At 57.9% G+C, this 16,889-nt stretch carries 18 protein-coding genes; 9 read left to right on the top strand and 9 right to left on the bottom strand.

Going from position 1 to position 16,889, the window contains the following annotated elements:
* Window positions 1-482: 482 nt before the first annotated feature.
* Entirely contained in the window at window positions 483-611 is a 129-nt protein-coding gene (locus H8S62_RS18540; protein WP_341481047.1) for a class II aldolase/adducin family protein, read from the top strand.
* Window positions 612-787: 176 nt separating this feature from the next.
* Here the strand turns inward: H8S62_RS18540 and H8S62_RS10855 are convergent, their stop codons facing one another.
* Window positions 788-976, bottom strand: coding sequence for a hypothetical protein (locus tag H8S62_RS10855; RefSeq protein WP_155148835.1), 189 nt, complete (start codon window positions 974-976; stop codon window positions 788-790).
* A 199-nt stretch (window positions 977-1,175) separates the two neighbouring features.
* Here H8S62_RS10855 and H8S62_RS10850 point away from each other — a divergent pair, with 199 nt between their 5' ends.
* Both H8S62_RS10850 and H8S62_RS10845 read left to right on the top strand, forming a co-directional pair.
* Window positions 1,176-1,811 carry a hypothetical protein gene (locus tag H8S62_RS10850; protein ID WP_155148837.1) on the top strand — a complete coding sequence of 212 codons (636 nt, stop codon included), beginning with the start codon at window positions 1,176-1,178 and terminating at the stop codon, window positions 1,809-1,811.
* Window positions 1,812-1,815: 4 nt separating this feature from the next.
* Window positions 1,816-2,145 carry a hypothetical protein gene (locus H8S62_RS10845; RefSeq protein WP_155148838.1) on the top strand — a complete coding sequence of 110 codons (330 nt, stop codon included), beginning with the start codon at window positions 1,816-1,818 and terminating at the stop codon, window positions 2,143-2,145.
* Between the two features lie 677 nt (window positions 2,146-2,822).
* Here H8S62_RS10845 and H8S62_RS10840 read toward each other — a convergent pair.
* From H8S62_RS10840 to H8S62_RS10805, 8 genes are all read right to left on the bottom strand, one after another.
* Window positions 2,823-3,047, bottom strand: a complete 225-nt coding sequence (locus tag H8S62_RS10840) for a hypothetical protein (protein ID WP_155148840.1) — start codon at window positions 3,045-3,047, stop codon at window positions 2,823-2,825.
* Between the two features lie 32 nt (window positions 3,048-3,079).
* Window positions 3,080-4,018 (bottom strand): carbohydrate kinase family protein, encoded by a 939-nt coding sequence (locus tag H8S62_RS10835; RefSeq protein ID WP_186919315.1) that lies wholly within the window; start codon window positions 4,016-4,018, stop codon window positions 3,080-3,082.
* Window positions 4,018-5,367, bottom strand: coding sequence for a family 4 glycosyl hydrolase (locus tag H8S62_RS18535; protein WP_341481049.1), 1,350 nt, complete (start codon window positions 5,365-5,367; stop codon window positions 4,018-4,020). The genes H8S62_RS10835 and H8S62_RS18535 overlap by 1 nt, the downstream gene beginning before the upstream one ends.
* 27 nt (window positions 5,368-5,394) lie before the next feature.
* A complete protein-coding gene (locus tag H8S62_RS10825; protein WP_155148844.1) occupies window positions 5,395-6,138 on the bottom strand; it encodes an SIS domain-containing protein in 744 nt (247 codons plus the stop codon).
* Window positions 6,128-7,495, bottom strand: coding sequence for an NTP transferase domain-containing protein (locus H8S62_RS10820; RefSeq protein WP_155148846.1), 1,368 nt, complete (start codon window positions 7,493-7,495; stop codon window positions 6,128-6,130). The genes H8S62_RS10825 and H8S62_RS10820 overlap by 11 nt, the downstream gene beginning before the upstream one ends.
* Window positions 7,492-8,421 (bottom strand): N-acetylglucosamine kinase, encoded by a 930-nt coding sequence (locus tag H8S62_RS10815; RefSeq protein WP_155148848.1) that lies wholly within the window; start codon window positions 8,419-8,421, stop codon window positions 7,492-7,494. Before H8S62_RS10815 ends, H8S62_RS10820 begins: the two co-directional genes overlap by 4 nt.
* A gap of 5 nt (window positions 8,422-8,426) precedes the next feature.
* Entirely contained in the window at window positions 8,427-10,148 is a 1,722-nt protein-coding gene (ptsP, locus tag H8S62_RS10810; RefSeq protein WP_186919313.1) for a phosphoenolpyruvate--protein phosphotransferase, read from the bottom strand.
* Window positions 10,149-10,225: 77 nt separating this feature from the next.
* Entirely contained in the window at window positions 10,226-12,229 is a 2,004-nt protein-coding gene (locus H8S62_RS10805; RefSeq protein ID WP_186919311.1) for a BglG family transcription antiterminator, read from the bottom strand.
* A gap of 391 nt (window positions 12,230-12,620) precedes the next feature.
* Here H8S62_RS10805 and H8S62_RS10800 point away from each other — a divergent pair, with 391 nt between their 5' ends.
* Genes H8S62_RS10800 through H8S62_RS10775 form a run of 6 tightly spaced genes read left to right on the top strand, consistent with a single transcriptional unit; the run spans window position 12,621 to window position 16,876 of the window.
* Window positions 12,621-12,887, top strand: coding sequence for an HPr family phosphocarrier protein (locus H8S62_RS10800; RefSeq protein WP_155148853.1), 267 nt, complete (start codon window positions 12,621-12,623; stop codon window positions 12,885-12,887).
* Between the two features lie 35 nt (window positions 12,888-12,922).
* Entirely contained in the window at window positions 12,923-13,246 is a 324-nt protein-coding gene (locus H8S62_RS10795) for a PTS lactose/cellobiose transporter subunit IIA (protein ID WP_155148855.1), read from the top strand.
* Window positions 13,243-13,566 carry a PTS sugar transporter subunit IIB gene (locus tag H8S62_RS10790; RefSeq protein ID WP_155148858.1) on the top strand — a complete coding sequence of 108 codons (324 nt, stop codon included), beginning with the start codon at window positions 13,243-13,245 and terminating at the stop codon, window positions 13,564-13,566. The genes H8S62_RS10795 and H8S62_RS10790 overlap by 4 nt, the downstream gene beginning before the upstream one ends.
* A 19-nt stretch (window positions 13,567-13,585) precedes the next feature.
* Window positions 13,586-14,872: a PTS cellobiose transporter subunit IIC gene (gene celB / locus H8S62_RS10785; RefSeq protein ID WP_186919309.1), complete on the top strand. Its 1,287-nt coding sequence runs from the start codon at window positions 13,586-13,588 to the stop codon at window positions 14,870-14,872.
* A 36-nt stretch (window positions 14,873-14,908) separates the two neighbouring features.
* Window positions 14,909-15,493 (top strand): RDD family protein, encoded by a 585-nt coding sequence (locus tag H8S62_RS10780; protein ID WP_186919308.1) that lies wholly within the window; start codon window positions 14,909-14,911, stop codon window positions 15,491-15,493.
* Window positions 15,494-15,553: 60 nt separating this feature from the next.
* Entirely contained in the window at window positions 15,554-16,876 is a 1,323-nt protein-coding gene (locus tag H8S62_RS10775; protein ID WP_186919306.1) for a 6-phospho-beta-glucosidase, read from the top strand.
* The last annotated feature ends 13 nt before the right edge of the window (window positions 16,877-16,889 follow it).

Genomic DNA, 16,889 nt, shown 5'->3' with positions numbered 1-16,889 from the left:
GCGGGAGATGCTCCGGGACGGCATCATCTCCGCCACCGTCTCCCAGCAGCCAGACGTACAGGGCGCGCTCCCGCTTCAAATCCTCTACGACCTGCTGGTTTTTGGCACGGCGCCCCAGAAGGACGCCTTCTTCACCAGCCTGGATATCCACATCCTCCAGAACGCGCAGAAATAATGTGCCATTGTGGTGAGCCTCATTGATATGGTTGGGTGCCTGCGGATTGTCTGCCGAGATATCCACTGCATCAAGTCCTTCCTACCCATGCTCAACATGCCTGCGGTCTAGGTCATGTGGCGGGCGGAGCCGGACCTCGCTACCAGCGTGAAGTGCGGCGATACCCACCACACCGCCCTTAGCTGCGATAAAACTGCGGAGCAGGTGTGGGACTACCACCGTGGCCAGTCTGAAGTTCAACCTTGTCCTCTCCGGCCTGGCCTGGAAACTGAAATGAGGCGCGCACTATTTCCTTTCTCTGTGTGGTGTGATCCACACCCACAGCCCATATGCTGAGGCCTGGGTCCAGGTCGGGGAAGTTATCCCCCGCTACTGCACCACCCATTCAGACTACTTTTATGAATGCGTTCCCTGCACCCAGCACCTGACAGCGTAGGAAATCGATGCCGACTATGAGGGGAGTACCAGCAGGGTGAAAGGATGTCGCCCAGGCGGTCTACCATGCCGTGGTGCTGGAGAGGGTGGCCTGCCTATCAAGCCGCCAAGATACGATGTAAGGGTACGAAAAGGCCGCTGACTTGGAGTGATCCAAGCCAGCGGCTTATATTATGCTCAATCGTCCTCGATGTCTCCGTACAGCGCAGCAAGCTCTTCTTCGGAGTCATGCCACACCAAGGTCTCCATTCCGCAGTGCGGGCAATACAGGATGGTATCGATGCCTCTGTCCCTGAGTGAGATGCGGACATCATCGTCCTCATCGACAGGCAAGCCACAGGATGGACATTTCTTTGGAATTTCCATATCTACCCTCCTTTATCACACTTGGTTAGTATAGCAAAGTACGGCCAAGAGCACAAGCACCTTCCGCCACGTTGAGATCCGCCCGGATCAACGTCCATTCAACGACGCACGCTCACACTCCTGCTCTAATGATCCATCGAGCGGCGGTACTTCAAACGAGGTACCGCCGCTTTTTTATTTCTCAGAAAGGATGGTCCCCTTGTATTTCACCGACGGCCCCTTACGGGTCTATGAACAGGAAATGCGGCATCCGCCGTATGAGAGGCGGCCGGGCGGCGGACTATACGTCTGCCCGTCCACCACTGCCGCCCCCTCTCTCCCCTCCCATACTCAGGTGTCAAAAATGAGCTACCGGCAGTTGGTCTCCGAGCGCTTCCATGGGTTGGAGCGCTCCCTCCTCTGGCAGAGGATCGAAGCGCTGACCGCGGGCGCAGCCGGCCTCCACTACAACGGTGCCGGACACCTGGAGCGGATAAGGGCCTGTCAGCCCACCGATGGCCCTGTGCCGCCCGAACAGCCCGAGTGCAAGTGGTACGCCGCCCTCTACCTTCTTGCCGCGAGTGGACCGCTGTGGCGCCAAACAGCCCCAGCCGTCACCTGGAATGCTGTGGACTTCACCAAAGCTGTCCCGCATGGCCTGGAAACGCAAGACTACGCCCTCTACCAGGCGGCAAGGAGCATCTATTCCCACCATTCAAAAATCACTGCCGCTGAGCTGGCGGATGAGGAACTGGTGTGCGACGACACCCTGCGACTGATCGTCGACGCCGTTCTCATTGCCCAATATGATTTCCTTTACTTTTTGAAAACCACAGATCAGAAAGGAGAACGGTGAAGACATGAAATGCACGACACAGCCTCCCGGCCCTATCGACGAGATCGAAAAAATGGAGGAATGTCCCTTCTTGGTCGCGTATACCCATGGCGGCGTTGCGGAGCGCATCGAGAGCACCCCGGAGGCCATCACTGCCTTTATCTGCAGCCACGGCCTTGACGGGGATATCACGATCACCGACCCTATGGATCGTCTCGTGCTGGACACCTTCGGCCTGTATATTAACTGCTGCCCCGATCAGGATTTTCTGAAAGGGGACCTGCTCCCTGTCCTTATTCCGGCGCAGATCGAAGCGGAGCGGAAGGCGTTCGGCATGTCCGCCATGGACCTTTAGCATGAAATATTTTATAGAGTGTTATTGTCGAAACCGGTCTAATTCTGCATGGTAGGGCGTTCGGTCCACATCCGAGAGGTCGACGGTTCGATTCCGTTCAGGTCCACCAATATGCCAAAATGATGCCGACTGGGGAAACCCAGTCGGCATCAGGCTCGCTTAAGCGACTTTCGCGCCAAGCGAAAGGAATAGCCACCCACTTTGCGGGTGAGGTTAAGAATTTAAATAGAGCCACACCGGTGGTAAAATGATGGATGTTCAGGCCATCACAAGACCAAGAAAGACGGTGAAGCTCTATGGCAGACAGTTTAGCACACAGTAAATGGGTGTGCAAGTATCACATCGTGTTTACGCTCACAGACGAACAGAGCACACAGGTAGGACCCATCGAGCGGTAGTACCTCACACGAGGTACTGCCGCTTTTCTATATGTTGGAAAGGATGATTACTTTGTATTTCACCGACGGTCTCCTGCGGGCCTATGAACAGGAAATGCGGCATCCGCCGAATGGGCTGTGGGTCGAGGTGCTAGTCTCGAGTGCTGCCAATCTCCATCATAAAAAAGCTGAACGCCTGGGACGAATGAGGACCTGCCAGCCCATCGGCGGCTCTACGCCGCCCGCTTACTTCTGACAGCCAACGGACCCCAACCGATATGGCTGCAACAGGCTATATCGTCAGTCTTTCCACATCACGCCGAAGTAGAGGGCCTCTCCGAACTCGGTGGCACGGATAATGGATTTCGCAAGGCCCACCGCATCAAAGCCGGCGATACCGATCACCTCAAAGCGAAGTTCCATCCCCTTGCGGGCAGCCAGCTTAAAGGTAATGCCGTCTCTGCTATAGCCGTCCAGCGCTGCGCAAATCATGTCGGTCTTCAGGGGCGAATTGACAATCAACATAGAAATACCTCCAATCAGTTTAAATCACTATTTTAGTCCGTTCTCCGGGCAAATCGACCATCGAGGAGAAAACAGTAGCGCTGCTCCAGCATCAACAGTTCCGGCTCGGAGAGCCAGGCCGACAAGCAGCCATCCCCTGTAACACACTTGCCGCCCGTCAAATTGCCCAGCAGCACACATCGGTCGAAGGGGCGGTCATAGAAAATACCGTAGAGGAATCCGGCGAGGAATGCATCCCCCGCCCCGATGGAATCCCGGCAGGTGAACTCCGAAATGCTGGGTATCACATGACCTCGGCCCTTTTCACGAATCAGGCAGCCTTCCGTGTCCAGCTTGATCAGCACGTGGTCAAAGTATCGCTCCAGCACCACTGCCGCCTCCTCAAGAGAGTCGGCACCGGTGATTTTGAGAGCCTCCTTGCGGTTGGGCGTGTAGTAATCGGCAAGGGCGAGGTATTCGTGGTATTTCTCCAGGGAGAGTTCATCATCCCAGCCCATGTCGAAGATGAGGACCGTCCCCTCCCTGTGTAGCCGCCGGTAAACTTCCAGATAGCCGTCCGGACACATGAGGACAGCTTTGGCTCCGCGGCTAGCAGCATAGACCTCCTCCAGGGCCCGGTCAGTGATTGGAGGCCGCTCGACGTAAGTGCAGAAGGTGCGCTCGCCGGGCGTCAGCATGGCGGTGGTCATACAGACCGGGATGCCCTTGCCATGGTATAGGTTTAGGGGCGTAACCCCATTGGCGCGGAAGCTCTCCCGGGCGAAGGCGGAAAACAGGTCCGCTCCCAAAAAGGTCAGGATGCGGGCGGCCACGCCCAGCCGTCCCAGAGCAATCATGGTGGCGGGGATACCACCCCCCGGCTGGAGCGTAAGGGACTGGGCGAAGCACTCCTCCCCCTCCGCCGGGACTCGGGGCAGCCCGCCGTAGACCAGATCCACATTGGTGAGTCCGACGCCGGCGACAAAGCTCATCAGTGCCACCCGCCAATGAAATCGGCGTTGTGGGCGATATACGTCTCTGAGAGCTCCTTTGCCAAGGAGTAGGAGTTAACCAGGGGATGGAGCATCAGGCAATCCACCGCAGCCTGCCGGTCCCGCTCCACGATTGCCTTGGAGGCCAGGCGTTCATAGCTTTTTACCCGGCGGATCAGTTCCATGGCCCTGGGGTCGGGGGACTGGATGATGTGTGGCACCACTTGACCACTGGAGATGGAACAGGAGATTTCGATGACATCGTCTGGCTCCAGGCCGGGCAGAGCGTCTCCGCCGGGTACACAGAGAATCATATCTCCTGCCTCTTCCTGCTGGGTCAATTCGATGAAGCGGAGGGCCACTCCGGCATAGCCGCCCGCGTCCGGGGAGGTAAGGTCGAAATGCCAGGGTCTGGTGCGGCGGGCGCCGGTCTCGTTGGCCATGTAGGAGCTGTCCCGTTTGCCATACCATTTTTCGAAACACTTGAGGCAGCCGTCAAAGTCGCGCTCGATATCCATAGCAGAAAGCTCGGCGGTCATCTGGCGGTCAATGCTCTCGATAACCTCTCCCCTGGTCTCGCCGGCCATGATGATGTTCTCCACCGCCTTCTCCTGGTAGTAGAAGTAGTAAAGGTATTCATTCGGGACGCAACCCATGTGGGAGAGAAGGTCCTGCTCAAAATAGCGCAGATCGGTCTCGGTACGGGCGTCTTCCCGAGCCAAAAGCTCAGGCATGATCTCCCGCCCATCCAGCTTGATGCTGCAGAAAAAGGAGAGGTGGTTCAGTCCGTAGCATTCGCCGGAGATGCGGGAGTAATCCGCACCATAGAGCGCGGCAAACTCCCGCAGCATGCCGCCTGGGGCGTCACAGATGCCGTAGGTGAAGTCGTAGCCCATGTCACGCAGGGCTTGTGAGACCACGCCCGCGGGATTCGTAAAATTGAAGACCTTGACGGTGGACCTTGCCAGTTGTCGAGCCAATTCGCAGTATTCCGCCAGTGCGGGCACCGAGCGCATCGCGAAGGAGAATCCGGCGGCGCCTGTGGTCTCCTGGCCCAGTACGCCCCTGTCCAGTGCGATACGCTCATCCCCTACCCGCATCTTGTCGCCCCCCACGCGAATGGTGGTGATAATATAGTCTGCATCCCGGACGGCGTCCTCCCCATCTGTCGTCAGCCGGAAGGTCAGACCGGGGTCCAGCCGGCGGGCCACATGCGCGGCCATGCCGCCGTATATACGTAGTTTTTCAGGGTCGTTATCCACAAAGACCAATTCAGTGATGTGCAGGGCCTCCGCCTTTTGGGCAATACTTTTGGCCAGGAACATGGAGCGCACACCGCCGCCGCCGATAACCGTTACTTTTATGCTCTTCTCCTCCTATACATGGTAATAATCCCGGAACAGCACCCGGTTCCAGTCATCCGCACCGTCCACATTGGAGCTGAGGAAAATAGGTGGCTCCTCCCCAGCCGCCCGAAAGGCCACCGCCACTGCCATGCTGAGTTGCTGGACGATATAGGCTCCTGTCACGGTGGAGGTAGCCCCCATCCTGCTCCCGCTCTCCGCAATCGCACAGACGGCATCCCCCTCCACACCACAGTTATCAATGGCGATGTCGGACACCTCCCAGAGTTTTTTGCCTCCCGGATGACGTGAGGTCTGGCCCATGGTGCCGGCTATGGAGGAGATGGAGATCACTTTGGCGCCCAATTGACGCGCCTTTATGGCCAACTCCACGATCATGCCGTTACGGCCTGAGTTGGAGGCCAGGAGAAGGATATCCCCCGCAGAGATGCCGTAGACCGAGAGCACCACGTCGGCATAGGCTGGGACCCGTTCCACCGCTGTGCTCTTGAGAGGGTGTTCACTGAGCATGAATTCGCCGGGCAGCAGGGGGGTCACACAGGCCAGGCCGCCGGCGCGAGTGTAGAGCTCCTCCGCCAGCATATGGGAGTGTCCGGTACCGGTGGCAAAAAAGCTGCCTCCAGCCCGGACCGCTTCACAAATCGCGATCCCCGCCCGGCAGATTACGCCGGACTGAGTGTCATGGATCTGCCGGAGCATCCTGCCGATGGTGGAATGGAACTGCGTCAAAAGCTCCATCTGTGTTTTACCATCCATATTTCTCTTCTCCCCAATCTTTTATGACCTGTTTCTGTTCCAATAGAACACATGAGCGGGGCGGTATGGTTCCCTGGGCCAGCACGCCCGCCCCCACCACCGTATAGGCTCCCACCCGGCAGCCCGGCATGAAGAGCGTGCCTACGCCGGTGCGGCAGTAATCTCCCAGAAAGGTCGCGCTGCCAAAGCCGCTGCGGACCACTTCGGCCCGGCCCTTGGTGCGGTGGATAGGCTCGTTGTCGTCAAACCGAAGCGTCCCGCATAGCGTACCTGCGCCGAGGTCGGTGCAATTCCCGGCTAGGCCGTAGAATTCGCAGAGGTGGTACAGGTAGACCCGGTCTGAGAGCATGCCACCGATGAGCTCCGCACCATGCTCCACGATACAGTCATTGCCGATGGAGCAGCCGCTGTAGATCTGGCAGTAGTTGGCTACCCGGGTGCGGCTTCCCACAACGGCGTCACCGGCGAAGATGGCCCCATTTTCGATCACCGTGTCGTCCCCTACGATGAGATTGCCGTCCACCCGCACCCGCTCTCCAAGATAGCTGTTGCGTCCCAGGTGTACAAAGCCGTTGACGGCGGCTCCGGGGGAGATGGCGCTGCCATCCTCCAGGGTCGTGGCAGTCAGGGCGCCGCAGAGGCGATGGACCAGATACTCGTTGAGCTCCAGCAGATGCCATGGCTTATCCACGTCGAAGTAGCGCCCCTCCCCCTCTATCGCAGCCAGGCCGGCGGGCAGGCCTGCACAGAGCGCGGCCTCCACATACCGCTCCATAGGTGCGCCCTCGCCCACCTTCATTCCGGGAAAATACTCCGGTGTCAGCTCCAGCCGGTGGGCAAAGCCTTTGGGCAGGACAAAGGCCGCCAGCCGGTGGGTCATGCACTCTCCCCGGTGGTGGGCGCCGATGACGCGGACAAGGCCCCCCTCTACCTTTGCACAGATCCAGTCCATGGGGCGCTCAGCTCCCAGGGGAAAGCACAGGGCTGCGGGGATATCCTGCGTCTGGTAGAGCCTGCGCAGGTCCTCCGGGGCCACCCATGTGTCGCCATAAAGGACCATGGCATCCTTCCCGGACAGATGCGCCATACCCTCCAGCAGGGACTCCGCGCTGCCCTCCGAGTGCTCCATTCCATGGATCTCCACTCCGCGCATGCCTTCAAAGCAGGTGGAAATCGCTCCGTAATAGCGCCGCAGCGTGACGATATGGACAGGCGCGGCGGTGAAGGCACGCAGAGCCCGGACCATGTGGAGCATGATCGGGCTTCCTGCCACAGGGCGCAGGGTCTTGGAGCCGACCAGATCGTAGGGGAACATCTTGGTCCCTGTTCCCGCCGCCAGCAAAACGATCTCTCTCATACTTCCAGCTCCTCTGCCAGCCGCCGAGCCAATGTGAGCGCCCCCTTGATCGGATCGTTCAGAGGAGCCCGGACCGTGATGCTGGGTATTCGTCGGGAGAGGGCGTAGAGAAACGCCACCCGATAGGGCTCCGATTTGATCAGGAGACTGCCGCCCAGGGCCAGCGGAAGACCACCGGCATCCAACTGGCGGACCACACCAGACACCAACTGAGCCAGCAGCTCCGCCTGGGCATCCACGATGGCGCGGCACACGCCGTCCCGGTCACTGTTCTGCGTGACCAGCGGAGCTAGGGAGGCCAGACTGCCGACAGGCAGCGCCTCCGCGCCGCAGGCCAGCTCCAGAAGCTCCGGCACCTCGGACAGCCCAAGAGTATCCAGCACCAATTCGGTCAGGCATGTGGCAGGCCCCACCCTGTCGTAGGCCCTAAAGACCGCTGTGACTGCCTCCAGGCCCAGACGATAACCGCTGCCCTCGTCGCCAAAAAGGGCGCCCCAACCGCCCGCCCGTACCGTCCTGCCGCCGACACGCCCCACAGCAATGGATCCGGTACCGCAGTTAAGATAAAGGCCATCCCCACCGGCGTGGGCGCCGGCCAGAGCGGTATCCATATCGTTATAGACGGCAAGAGGGCCGGAGAAGCCCGCGTTTTGGAGTATACGGCGGTAGACCACTGCATCCTTGGGCCGATCCACCCCCGCCAAGCCCGCCGCCAAGACGGCACGGTCCAGATCCGTGCCAAAAAGCCTGCGCAGATCCTCTGCGATCTGCCGGAAAACTTCCGTCACAGCCGACTCGCCAGCAGTTTGGTAGTTGCTAGGCCCATAGCTCCGATCGAAGAGTAGCTCGTCCGACCCCAGAGGGCAAACAGCCACCCGGGTCTTGGTGCCGCCACCGTCGGCGCCAATCAGATGGTATATTTTCAAGGCTGTCACCTCTGTTCCACAGCGTGCCGGCTACGGAACTCCTGCAGGCAGTCCAGCACATCGTCCGTGTCCTGCATCCCCAGCACATGCTCCAGAAGGGGCAGGCAGTCCTCCTGCGTCAGACCCGAGAGGGCGCGCCGCAGACTCAACACGCTGGCGGGGCTCACACTCAACTCTCCGATTCCCATGGCCAGCCAGAGAGGCAGCAGCAGGGGATCCTGTCCGGCGTGACCGCAGATCGCCACCGTGATCCCGTGCTCCGCGCCCTCCCGTGCAACATGCTGCACCAGCCGCAGCAGCGCCGGGGCATAGGGCCGGTTCAGATTACTTACATTGGGGTTGGTCCGATCCGCCGAAAAGAGATACTGGACCAGATCATTGGTGCCAATGCTGAAGAAGTCGGCCTCCGCAGCGAATTCCCCGGCCAGCATGGCCGCGGAGGGCACTTCAATCATCACGCCGATGGGCATGTCCTGGCGGAAGGGCAGGCCCTGCTCACGGAGCTGGGTCTTGGCACGCTCCACCATGATTTTAGCTGCGCGAACCTCAGCCAAAGAGGCGACCATAGGCAGCATCATACGTACATCCTGTCCCGCTCCCGCCCGCAGGATGGCCCGAAGCTGGGGCAGAAAGATCTCCTCGTGGCGAAGGCAGTAGCGAATGGCGCGGAGGCCCAGCGCGGGGTTATCCTCTTTCTCCAGGCCCAGGTAGGATACCTGCTTGTCCGCGCCCAGATCGAGGGTTCGGATCACCAGCGGCTTGCCGCCCAGTCTTTCCGCCATCTGCCGGTAGGCGTTATACTGCTCCTCCTCACCCGGGGCACTCTGCCGACCCAGAAAAAGAAATTCGGAACGCATCAGGCCCACGCCACCGCCGTCGTTCTGCAGAACCTGATCAATGTCGCTGACAGCGGCGATATTGCACCATAGAGGAAGCATAGAACCGTCCCCTGACCGGTCAGGGCAGCCGAAGTAGGCTCTGTCCAGCGCCTCCTCCCGGACCAGAAGGGTACGGGTCTCCTCAAAAGCCCGCTTCTCCTCCTTACTGGGATGGAGGATAACCTCCCCGGCGGTACCGTCGAGAATAATCTCCTCGCCATCCACCGCCTGGACGAGCACGCCTGCCGCCTCCACCACACAGGGGATCCCCAGCATATTGGCCAGAAGTACCGTATGGGAAGTGGTTCCGCCGGCCTCCATGACGATCCCGCGCACCTTTTTCTCCCGCTGCTCCATAATCTGGGATGGCATTACCTCGTGGCCAATAATCACCACCTCACGGTCAGTGTTCCGGCTGATGCCGGATTTTTGCCGCATGCAGCGGAGAACCTGCTGGCGGATGTCCTTCAAATCCAGCACCCGCTCCCGTAGATACTCACTGTTCAGTTTGGAAAAGGCATCTATTTTCTTCTCGACGGCCTCGTCGAAGGCCCACTCGGCACAGTGGCCCGCCTCCCGGACGCCCTGCTCCGCGCTGGCCCAAAGCTCGTCACTGTCCAACAGCAGGAGTTGGGCGTCAAAAATCTCGCTCTCCTCAGCGCCAAACCGTTCTGCTGCGTGCTCCAAGGTCCAGGCGAGCTGTTCCATTGCCTCTTTTCTGGCGCGTCGCAGCTTCTCAACATCCAATTCGGCATCAATAGCTGAATCCCGTTCCGCAGTGAGTACATCGCTAATCACATATTGTTGGGCAAGGGCAATTCCCTTTGATACTCCAATTCCTCTAATCATAGTAAAACCGTCCATAGTGGCGCGGCGCGCCCGCCCACTACCCTTTCCCCAAATACGGGATAAGATGATTGGATCGCTCAGTCCTCGCTCTCCTGCTGGGCGGGCGCAGCACCTGTATTCTCCTGCGAGGCAGCTTGGTCCGCACTTTCCACCAAGTGCAAAATGCCGCGAACGAATGCAGGGTAGCCTGTTGCGGACCACTGGCCGTTGGTCTGCGGCTCATCCAGCAGGAGAAAAATCAGCCGGGAAGCCTTTCCATCAGCCACCGCCAGAGGTGAAGGCAGGCGGAAGCCTCTGGCCCGGGGGGTGCCGATACCCGTAAGGTACACCGGGAGCAGCGCAGTGCCGTGACAAATCAGTCCCCGGCTCTCCCGATCCAGTTCCCGGCGCTCCCGGGCCAATGCAGCCGGACTGTATTTACCCCGGTCCTCCAGGCCGGCCAAGGCATTCAGCACACACTCCATACTGCTCTGGGGTACATCGGTCCAGGTAATACAGGGGACGGTCTCCGGCTGTGCTCTTTCCAGCACAAATCCCTTGTGGCACCAGTCCTGAACTACGGCCCGAACCTGCTCCAACTCCCCCTCTGTCACCTGGGGGCTGATCTGCAATACCTGGACAGGCGCGGGAAACAATCCTCCAGTGGTGATAGCCATATCATATCCAGCCAAAGATTCGGCGGGAAAAAGATTACAGTCGCAGACCTCACAGATCTCCAGCTCATCAGAGGCGGCGCTGAGACATTGGTAAATCTCCTCTGCCCGGATGATGTCGCACTGGTAGAGAAACGCAGCCCGGCAGCGGACGGTCCGGCGGCGGAGAGAGTGGACGAAGTGCAAATAGACAGATAAGATCTCCTCGCCCATGGGGTTCAGATTAAAGACCTGCCTGTAATAATAATTTCCCGCCCACACCGCATGATAGAGCGGCTCCAATTCAGCCGGAATGTGCGTGGAATAATGGATGGGTCGGCTCATTCCACTCTGGATGCGGAAGATAGAGGTCTTGATATGGGTTGCCAGCGAGGTGAGCAAAACATCGTCCTGCAGGAATCGAATGCCTACACTTTCCTCCACGAAGGAGACCAAATGTTCGGTAAAGCTGCTGATGCGGCTGGAGTGCATCTCATCTTGGCGTGCCGGGTCAGGCAGACTGGCACCCATTAAGTGGATGCATATGTAGGCCCGCTCGCTTTCGGGTACCCGGGTATGAAAAGTCTCTTCAATCTGCTGGGCGATATAGCTGGCGATCTCGCCCTCCTTGTACTCTAAAACACTTTCGGGATAGGCCTCCTTGTCTACTGTACCCTGCCCACCGATGAGCCGCTCCACGGCAATAGACAGGTGAACCAGAAGACTGGTGTAGTAGCTGTCCATCAGGTAGAAGTCGTACTTCTTCTCTGCGTCGCGGATAATCCGGGCCATCTCGCCCACATCGGCCTTAGGATTACCACTGAGCCCGGCATAAAAGCGTTTGATATCTAAGCGGAGCAGATCGATGCTGTCACCGACAGGGATTTTGTGGCCCTGGATCTCGCCGTATCGGTCACTGGCCAGACCAATCAGTCCCGCCATGGCTGCTCGCCGGGTTTGCTCATCTCCACTGAGCACGATGCCCCGGTTCTGACGCTTTACAACCTCCAGGCCATACTGAACCAGCCACTTTCCTACCCATTCCATGTCCTTTTTGATCACGCTCTTACTGACGTAGAACTGATCTGCCAGAAACTGAAAGGTCAGCTCGTCGCTGGAGAAAAGCAGCAGCTTTGCAATCTCCATACGCCGGGTCTGGTTGTCATAGGTATGACTGCGGTCGTACTGGCCATCCAGCAGCAGATCCAGTTCGGAGATTGTGGTATCCTGCAGCGTGAGGCGGATACCGTTGCCCTGCTTTTTGGAGAGGATGACCTTGTCCGTCAGACTGTTCTCCTCCAGCCACTCCTCCACCCGATCCACATCGTGCTGCATGGTGCGTTTGGAGACGCCCATCTTATCCGCCAGGCTCTGAAGCGTGACATATCCATCCTCCCTGAGCAGCTGTGAGATTACTTCAAGAAAGCGTGTTTTTAGATAGTCTGCCATAAAATATCCCTCCCAGTTTTCAGGCGCAGGACATCAATCTTTCGTATCACTTGGCACAATTACATTTTATACGTATTTTACAAATTCACTAGCCCGCTAAAAAACATTTTTGTGCCATATCGTTGTGGAAGCACCTATCGTTATTTTCCTATTCAATTGTGCATTAAGTAAAAGGAAGTACTAATTTATTGTAGATAACTCACAAGGCAAAGCGTAATTTCGCTCTTTCCAGAACGATGTGGCATAAAAATGATTTTTTGCAGGGGTGACTGTTTATGAAAATTGTTCTAAAGTGAAAGCTGTAAACGGCTCATTTTTGTAGAAAGTCATGTAGCCGTCTACAGAAACGTGGTAAAAGCAGCCGTAGTTTTGCCACAAGGGGGTGAGGCAATTGTTAGCAGCTGAGATAACGGTACAAAATCTTCTGGGACTGCACGCGAGGCCCATTGCAAAGCTGGTGAAGACCCTCTCGGGATGCTCGGACAGAGTCACGTTGAAGGGGGCGGAGCGGAGCGCCGACGCACAAGACATCTACCAAATCATGGCGCTGGATGTGAAGTGCGGCGACCATCTGACGGTCTGCGTGGACGGCCCCAGCGAGGCAGAGACACTGAATACCGTGGTGGCACTCTTCAACGCCAAATTTAACGAGGCCTAACGCAAGGAAACGAAGACGGGAAGGAGGAAGAACGTATGGACAACAATCTGCTGGCATTTTCCATCATCGCTGAAGCGGGCGATGCCAAGAGCGCCGCGTTGGAGGCGGCCTCCGCGGCGCTGGAGCGGGACTTTTCCCAGGCAAAAGCCTCCATGGAGGCATGCGAAAAGGCGCTGACCAGTGCCCACGAAATACAGACCGGCATGCTCCGGGAGGAGATGGCCGGCGAGGGTCAGGCAGTAGGGCTGCTGATGGTACACGCGCAGGACCATCTTTCCGGTGCGGGTATGGCACGGGATCTCGGCGGCCTAATTATTCGGCTCTGTGAACAAGTCGCAGAATTGGAGGGGAAATTATGATTAAAATCGTTCTTGCCTGTGCCTTCGGCATGTCCACCAGTATGCTGGTGCAGCGGATGCAGCAGGAAGCGGTAAATCGGGGACTGAATGCGGACATCTGTGCCCTCAGCGAGACGGAGTTAAAGGGAAAGCTGGCAAACGTCAATGTGCTGCTTCTCGGCCCCCAGATACGCTTTCAGCTCAAATCCTTCAAAGCGGAGTTCGAACCCATGGGGATTGCGGTAGACGTCATTGAAATGACCGACTACGGCCGCATGAACGGCGCAGCGGTACTGGACAAGGCGCTGGCGCTCAGCAGAGCCAAAGAGCAAGAGAAATAAGAGGAAAAGGAGGAGCAACGTGAATATTAAAAACTTTTTTGAAGACAAGTTTGTACCCGTGGCTGCCAAAATTGCCAAGCAAAGGCACCTGCTTGCCCTGCGAGACGGTCTGGTTCTCTCTCTGCCGCTGCTGATCGTGGGGTCCATGTTTATCATTATCGGTGAGCTTCCTATTCAGGCATACCAAGACTTTATGGCCAGCGTCCTGGGTGAGGGCTGGGGCGACTTTGTTTGGAATGACATCTTCCCCGCCACCACCGGTATCATCGCCCTCCTGGCCACCTTCGGCATCACCAAATCTCTGGTGGACAGTTATGACATAGACGGCTTGCCGGCAGGCGCCATCGCTGTTGCAGCCTTCTTCCTGCTGAATACCCTGGACGCGGAGAACAACATGTGGAACGCCGATCTCTTCGGCGCGGTAAACATGTTTACCGGCATCATCGTAGCCCTGGTGGTGGGCGAGGTCTACCGCAGGATCGTCCAGAAGAATCTGGTCATCCATATGCCAGACAGCGTCCCGCCGTCGATTTCGCGGTCCTTCACTGCCTTAGTCCCTGCGGCTATCATCATCGTAGGCGGCTTCATCATTAAAATACTCTTCCGGCTGACTCCATTTGGCGACTTTTCTGGCTTTGTTACCGGCGTGCTCAGTGCTCCGCTGAAGGCAGTGGGCACCTCCTACCCCGGCATGCTCATCATCCTGTTCTTCGAGCAGCTGCTCTGGTTCTTCGGCATACACGGCTCTACCATTGCCTGGTCTTTTGTAGATCCCATTATTCAAACCGCTACCGTGGAGAACCTGGCCGCGTTCCATGCCGGCACGGCAATTCCAAACGTCGTGGCTCAGCCCTTTATCGACAATTTCCTGCAGATTGGCGGTTCCGGCGCCACCCTGCCCCTGGTCATCTTCCTGCTTCTCTTTGCAAAGTCCCGTACCCTGAAGGACATCGGCCGTCTGAGTGCCGCGCCAAGTATCTTTAATGTCAACGAGCCCGTGGTGTTTGGCCTGCCCATCGTTATGAACCCCTTTTTGGTGGTGCCCTTTATCCTTGGCCCCCTTGTCATCATGACTATCACCTATGTCACCATGTACTTCAACATCTTCCCCCGCCTTATCGGCGTCAACATCCCCTGGACCACACCTTATTTTATCAGCGGCTTCCTGGCCACCGGCGGGCGGATTGGAGGCGTTATTCTACAAGCAATCAATTTCTGTGTCGCTTTTCTTATCTGGGCACCGTTCCTCAAGAGCTGGGATAAACGGCTTGTCCTTGAAGAGGAGGGGGCGCTGAGCGAGAGGTAAATTCAATCTATTTTATACAAGGGGGCAGGATGCGCTATGAGAGAAATGAAAGAGGAGATTAAAAACCTGTTTACCAGGGAGCGGATACTACGGCTGGCTGCCTTTTCCATTGACATTTTGGTTCTGGCGTTAATTTTGTCCCTGTGCACCCTGACGTTGGGCAAGCCCAACTTTGCCGCCGCCCGGCGGGAGATGGATGCCATCGTCCAAATCACAGACTTCGAGGCCCGCCAGGCCCAGACTGAGGTGGCGGTGGCTGCGTTCAGCCGGGCATACAACCTGTCCGTGGCCGTATGGCTGGGGTACGAGGTCCTGACTCAGCTGGCTCTGGGGGGACAGACGGTGGGTAAGAAGCTCTGCGGCCTGCGGATTGTAAGCCGCAGGCCGTCGGAGGGGCGGCTGAAAACACTGAGTCGCCTGACCCTGCGCACTCTGGTCAAGGGCTTGTGTCTCATCTTGTTCCAGGGCTTTCCCATCTTCATCGCATGGTTTTATATTCTGGCCAACAGCAGCAACTGTGCCGGTTATGACCTCCTTGCAGGCACAAAAGTGGTTGCCCGCAGGGAGCGCCGGCGTGCAAAAGACAGTGGGGGCGCCCCCGCTCCTCAGAAGGCAATGTGAGGGCAGACCCTCCGCTGTCCCTGCACCGCAGCCAATTCAATCTAAAGAAGGCATTTCATCATGAAAAAAAATCCTCTGAAAATTGCCGTCATCGGTGGCGGCAGCAGCTATACGCCTGAGCTTATCGAGGGCATCTTGGTTCGCCAGGACCATCTGCCCGTGCGGGAGTTGGTCCTGGTGGACGTCCCCATGGGCGCGGAGAAGGTATCGATCATCGAGTCCCTGGCCCGTCGGATGGCGGCAAAGGCGGGGGCGGACATCCATATCCACGCCACCATGGACCGCCCCTCAGCCATCCGAGGCGCAGACTTTGTCATCACCCAGTTCCGCGTGGGTGGACTGGACGCCCGGGCAAAAGATGAATCCATTCCCCTGAAATATGATATCATCGGCCAGGAGACCACTGGTCCGGGGGGATACGCCAAGGCTCTACGCACCATACCTGTGATACTGGACATCTGCCGGGAGATCGAGGAACTGGCCCCGGACGCCTGGCTCATCAATTTTACCAATCCCTCCGGCATCGTCACCGAAGCTATTCTCAATCACACCCGGGTGAAGGCCCTGGGGCTGTGCAACGTGCCCATCGGCGCGAAAAAGGATATCGCCAAGGCACTTAAGGTGGATTTTAGCCGGGTCCAGGCCAGCTTTATGGGGCTCAATCATATGGGCTACATCTATTCCGCCACTGTGGACGGGGTGGAGGTCCTACCCCAGCTCATCGAGATGTTCGACGATCCCCCTGCGGGCGTCCGGGAGCACCTGGAGTCCATGACGGATATCATCTGGCCCATGCCCTTCCTCCGCTCGCTGGGGATGCTCACCAGCCCCTACCACCGCTACTACTACCGCAACCGCATGATGCTGGAGGAAGAGAAGGCCCATATGGCCGAAAAGGGATCTCGTGCCATGCAGGTGAAGGCCATCGAAAAGGAGCTTTTTGAAAAATACAAGAGCCCGCACCTCTGCGAGAAGCCCAAAGAGCTGGAGCAGCGGGGCGGCGCATACTACTCGGAGGCCGCCATCTCCCTCATTGACGCCATCTACGGAGACAAGGGCGAGATCCACACCGTCAACCTCCAGAACCGGGGGACTATCTCCAACCTGCCCTACAATGCAGTAATAGAGGCCAACGCCATCATCGGCGCAGGCGGCGCCACGCCTCTGGTCATCGGAGAGATGCCCACCCGTGTGGCTGGATTGGTGAACGAGGTGAAGGCCTATGAGCAGTTGGCGGTAAAGGCCGCAGTGGAGCAGGACTACGACATCGCTCTCTCCGCCATGCTGGCCAACCCTTTTATCAATGACTACGAGGTGGGAAAGACTATCCTGGACGAGCTGGTCGAGGCCCACAGCCCCTATCTCGACTATCTGAAGCGATAAAGAAAAGGAGATC

It is taken from the genome of Lawsonibacter faecis, from assembly GCF_014287675.1.
Taxonomy (GTDB): domain Bacteria; phylum Bacillota; class Clostridia; order Oscillospirales; family Oscillospiraceae; genus Pseudoflavonifractor; species Pseudoflavonifractor faecis.
This window is presented reverse-complemented; position numbering and strand designations above follow the sequence as displayed.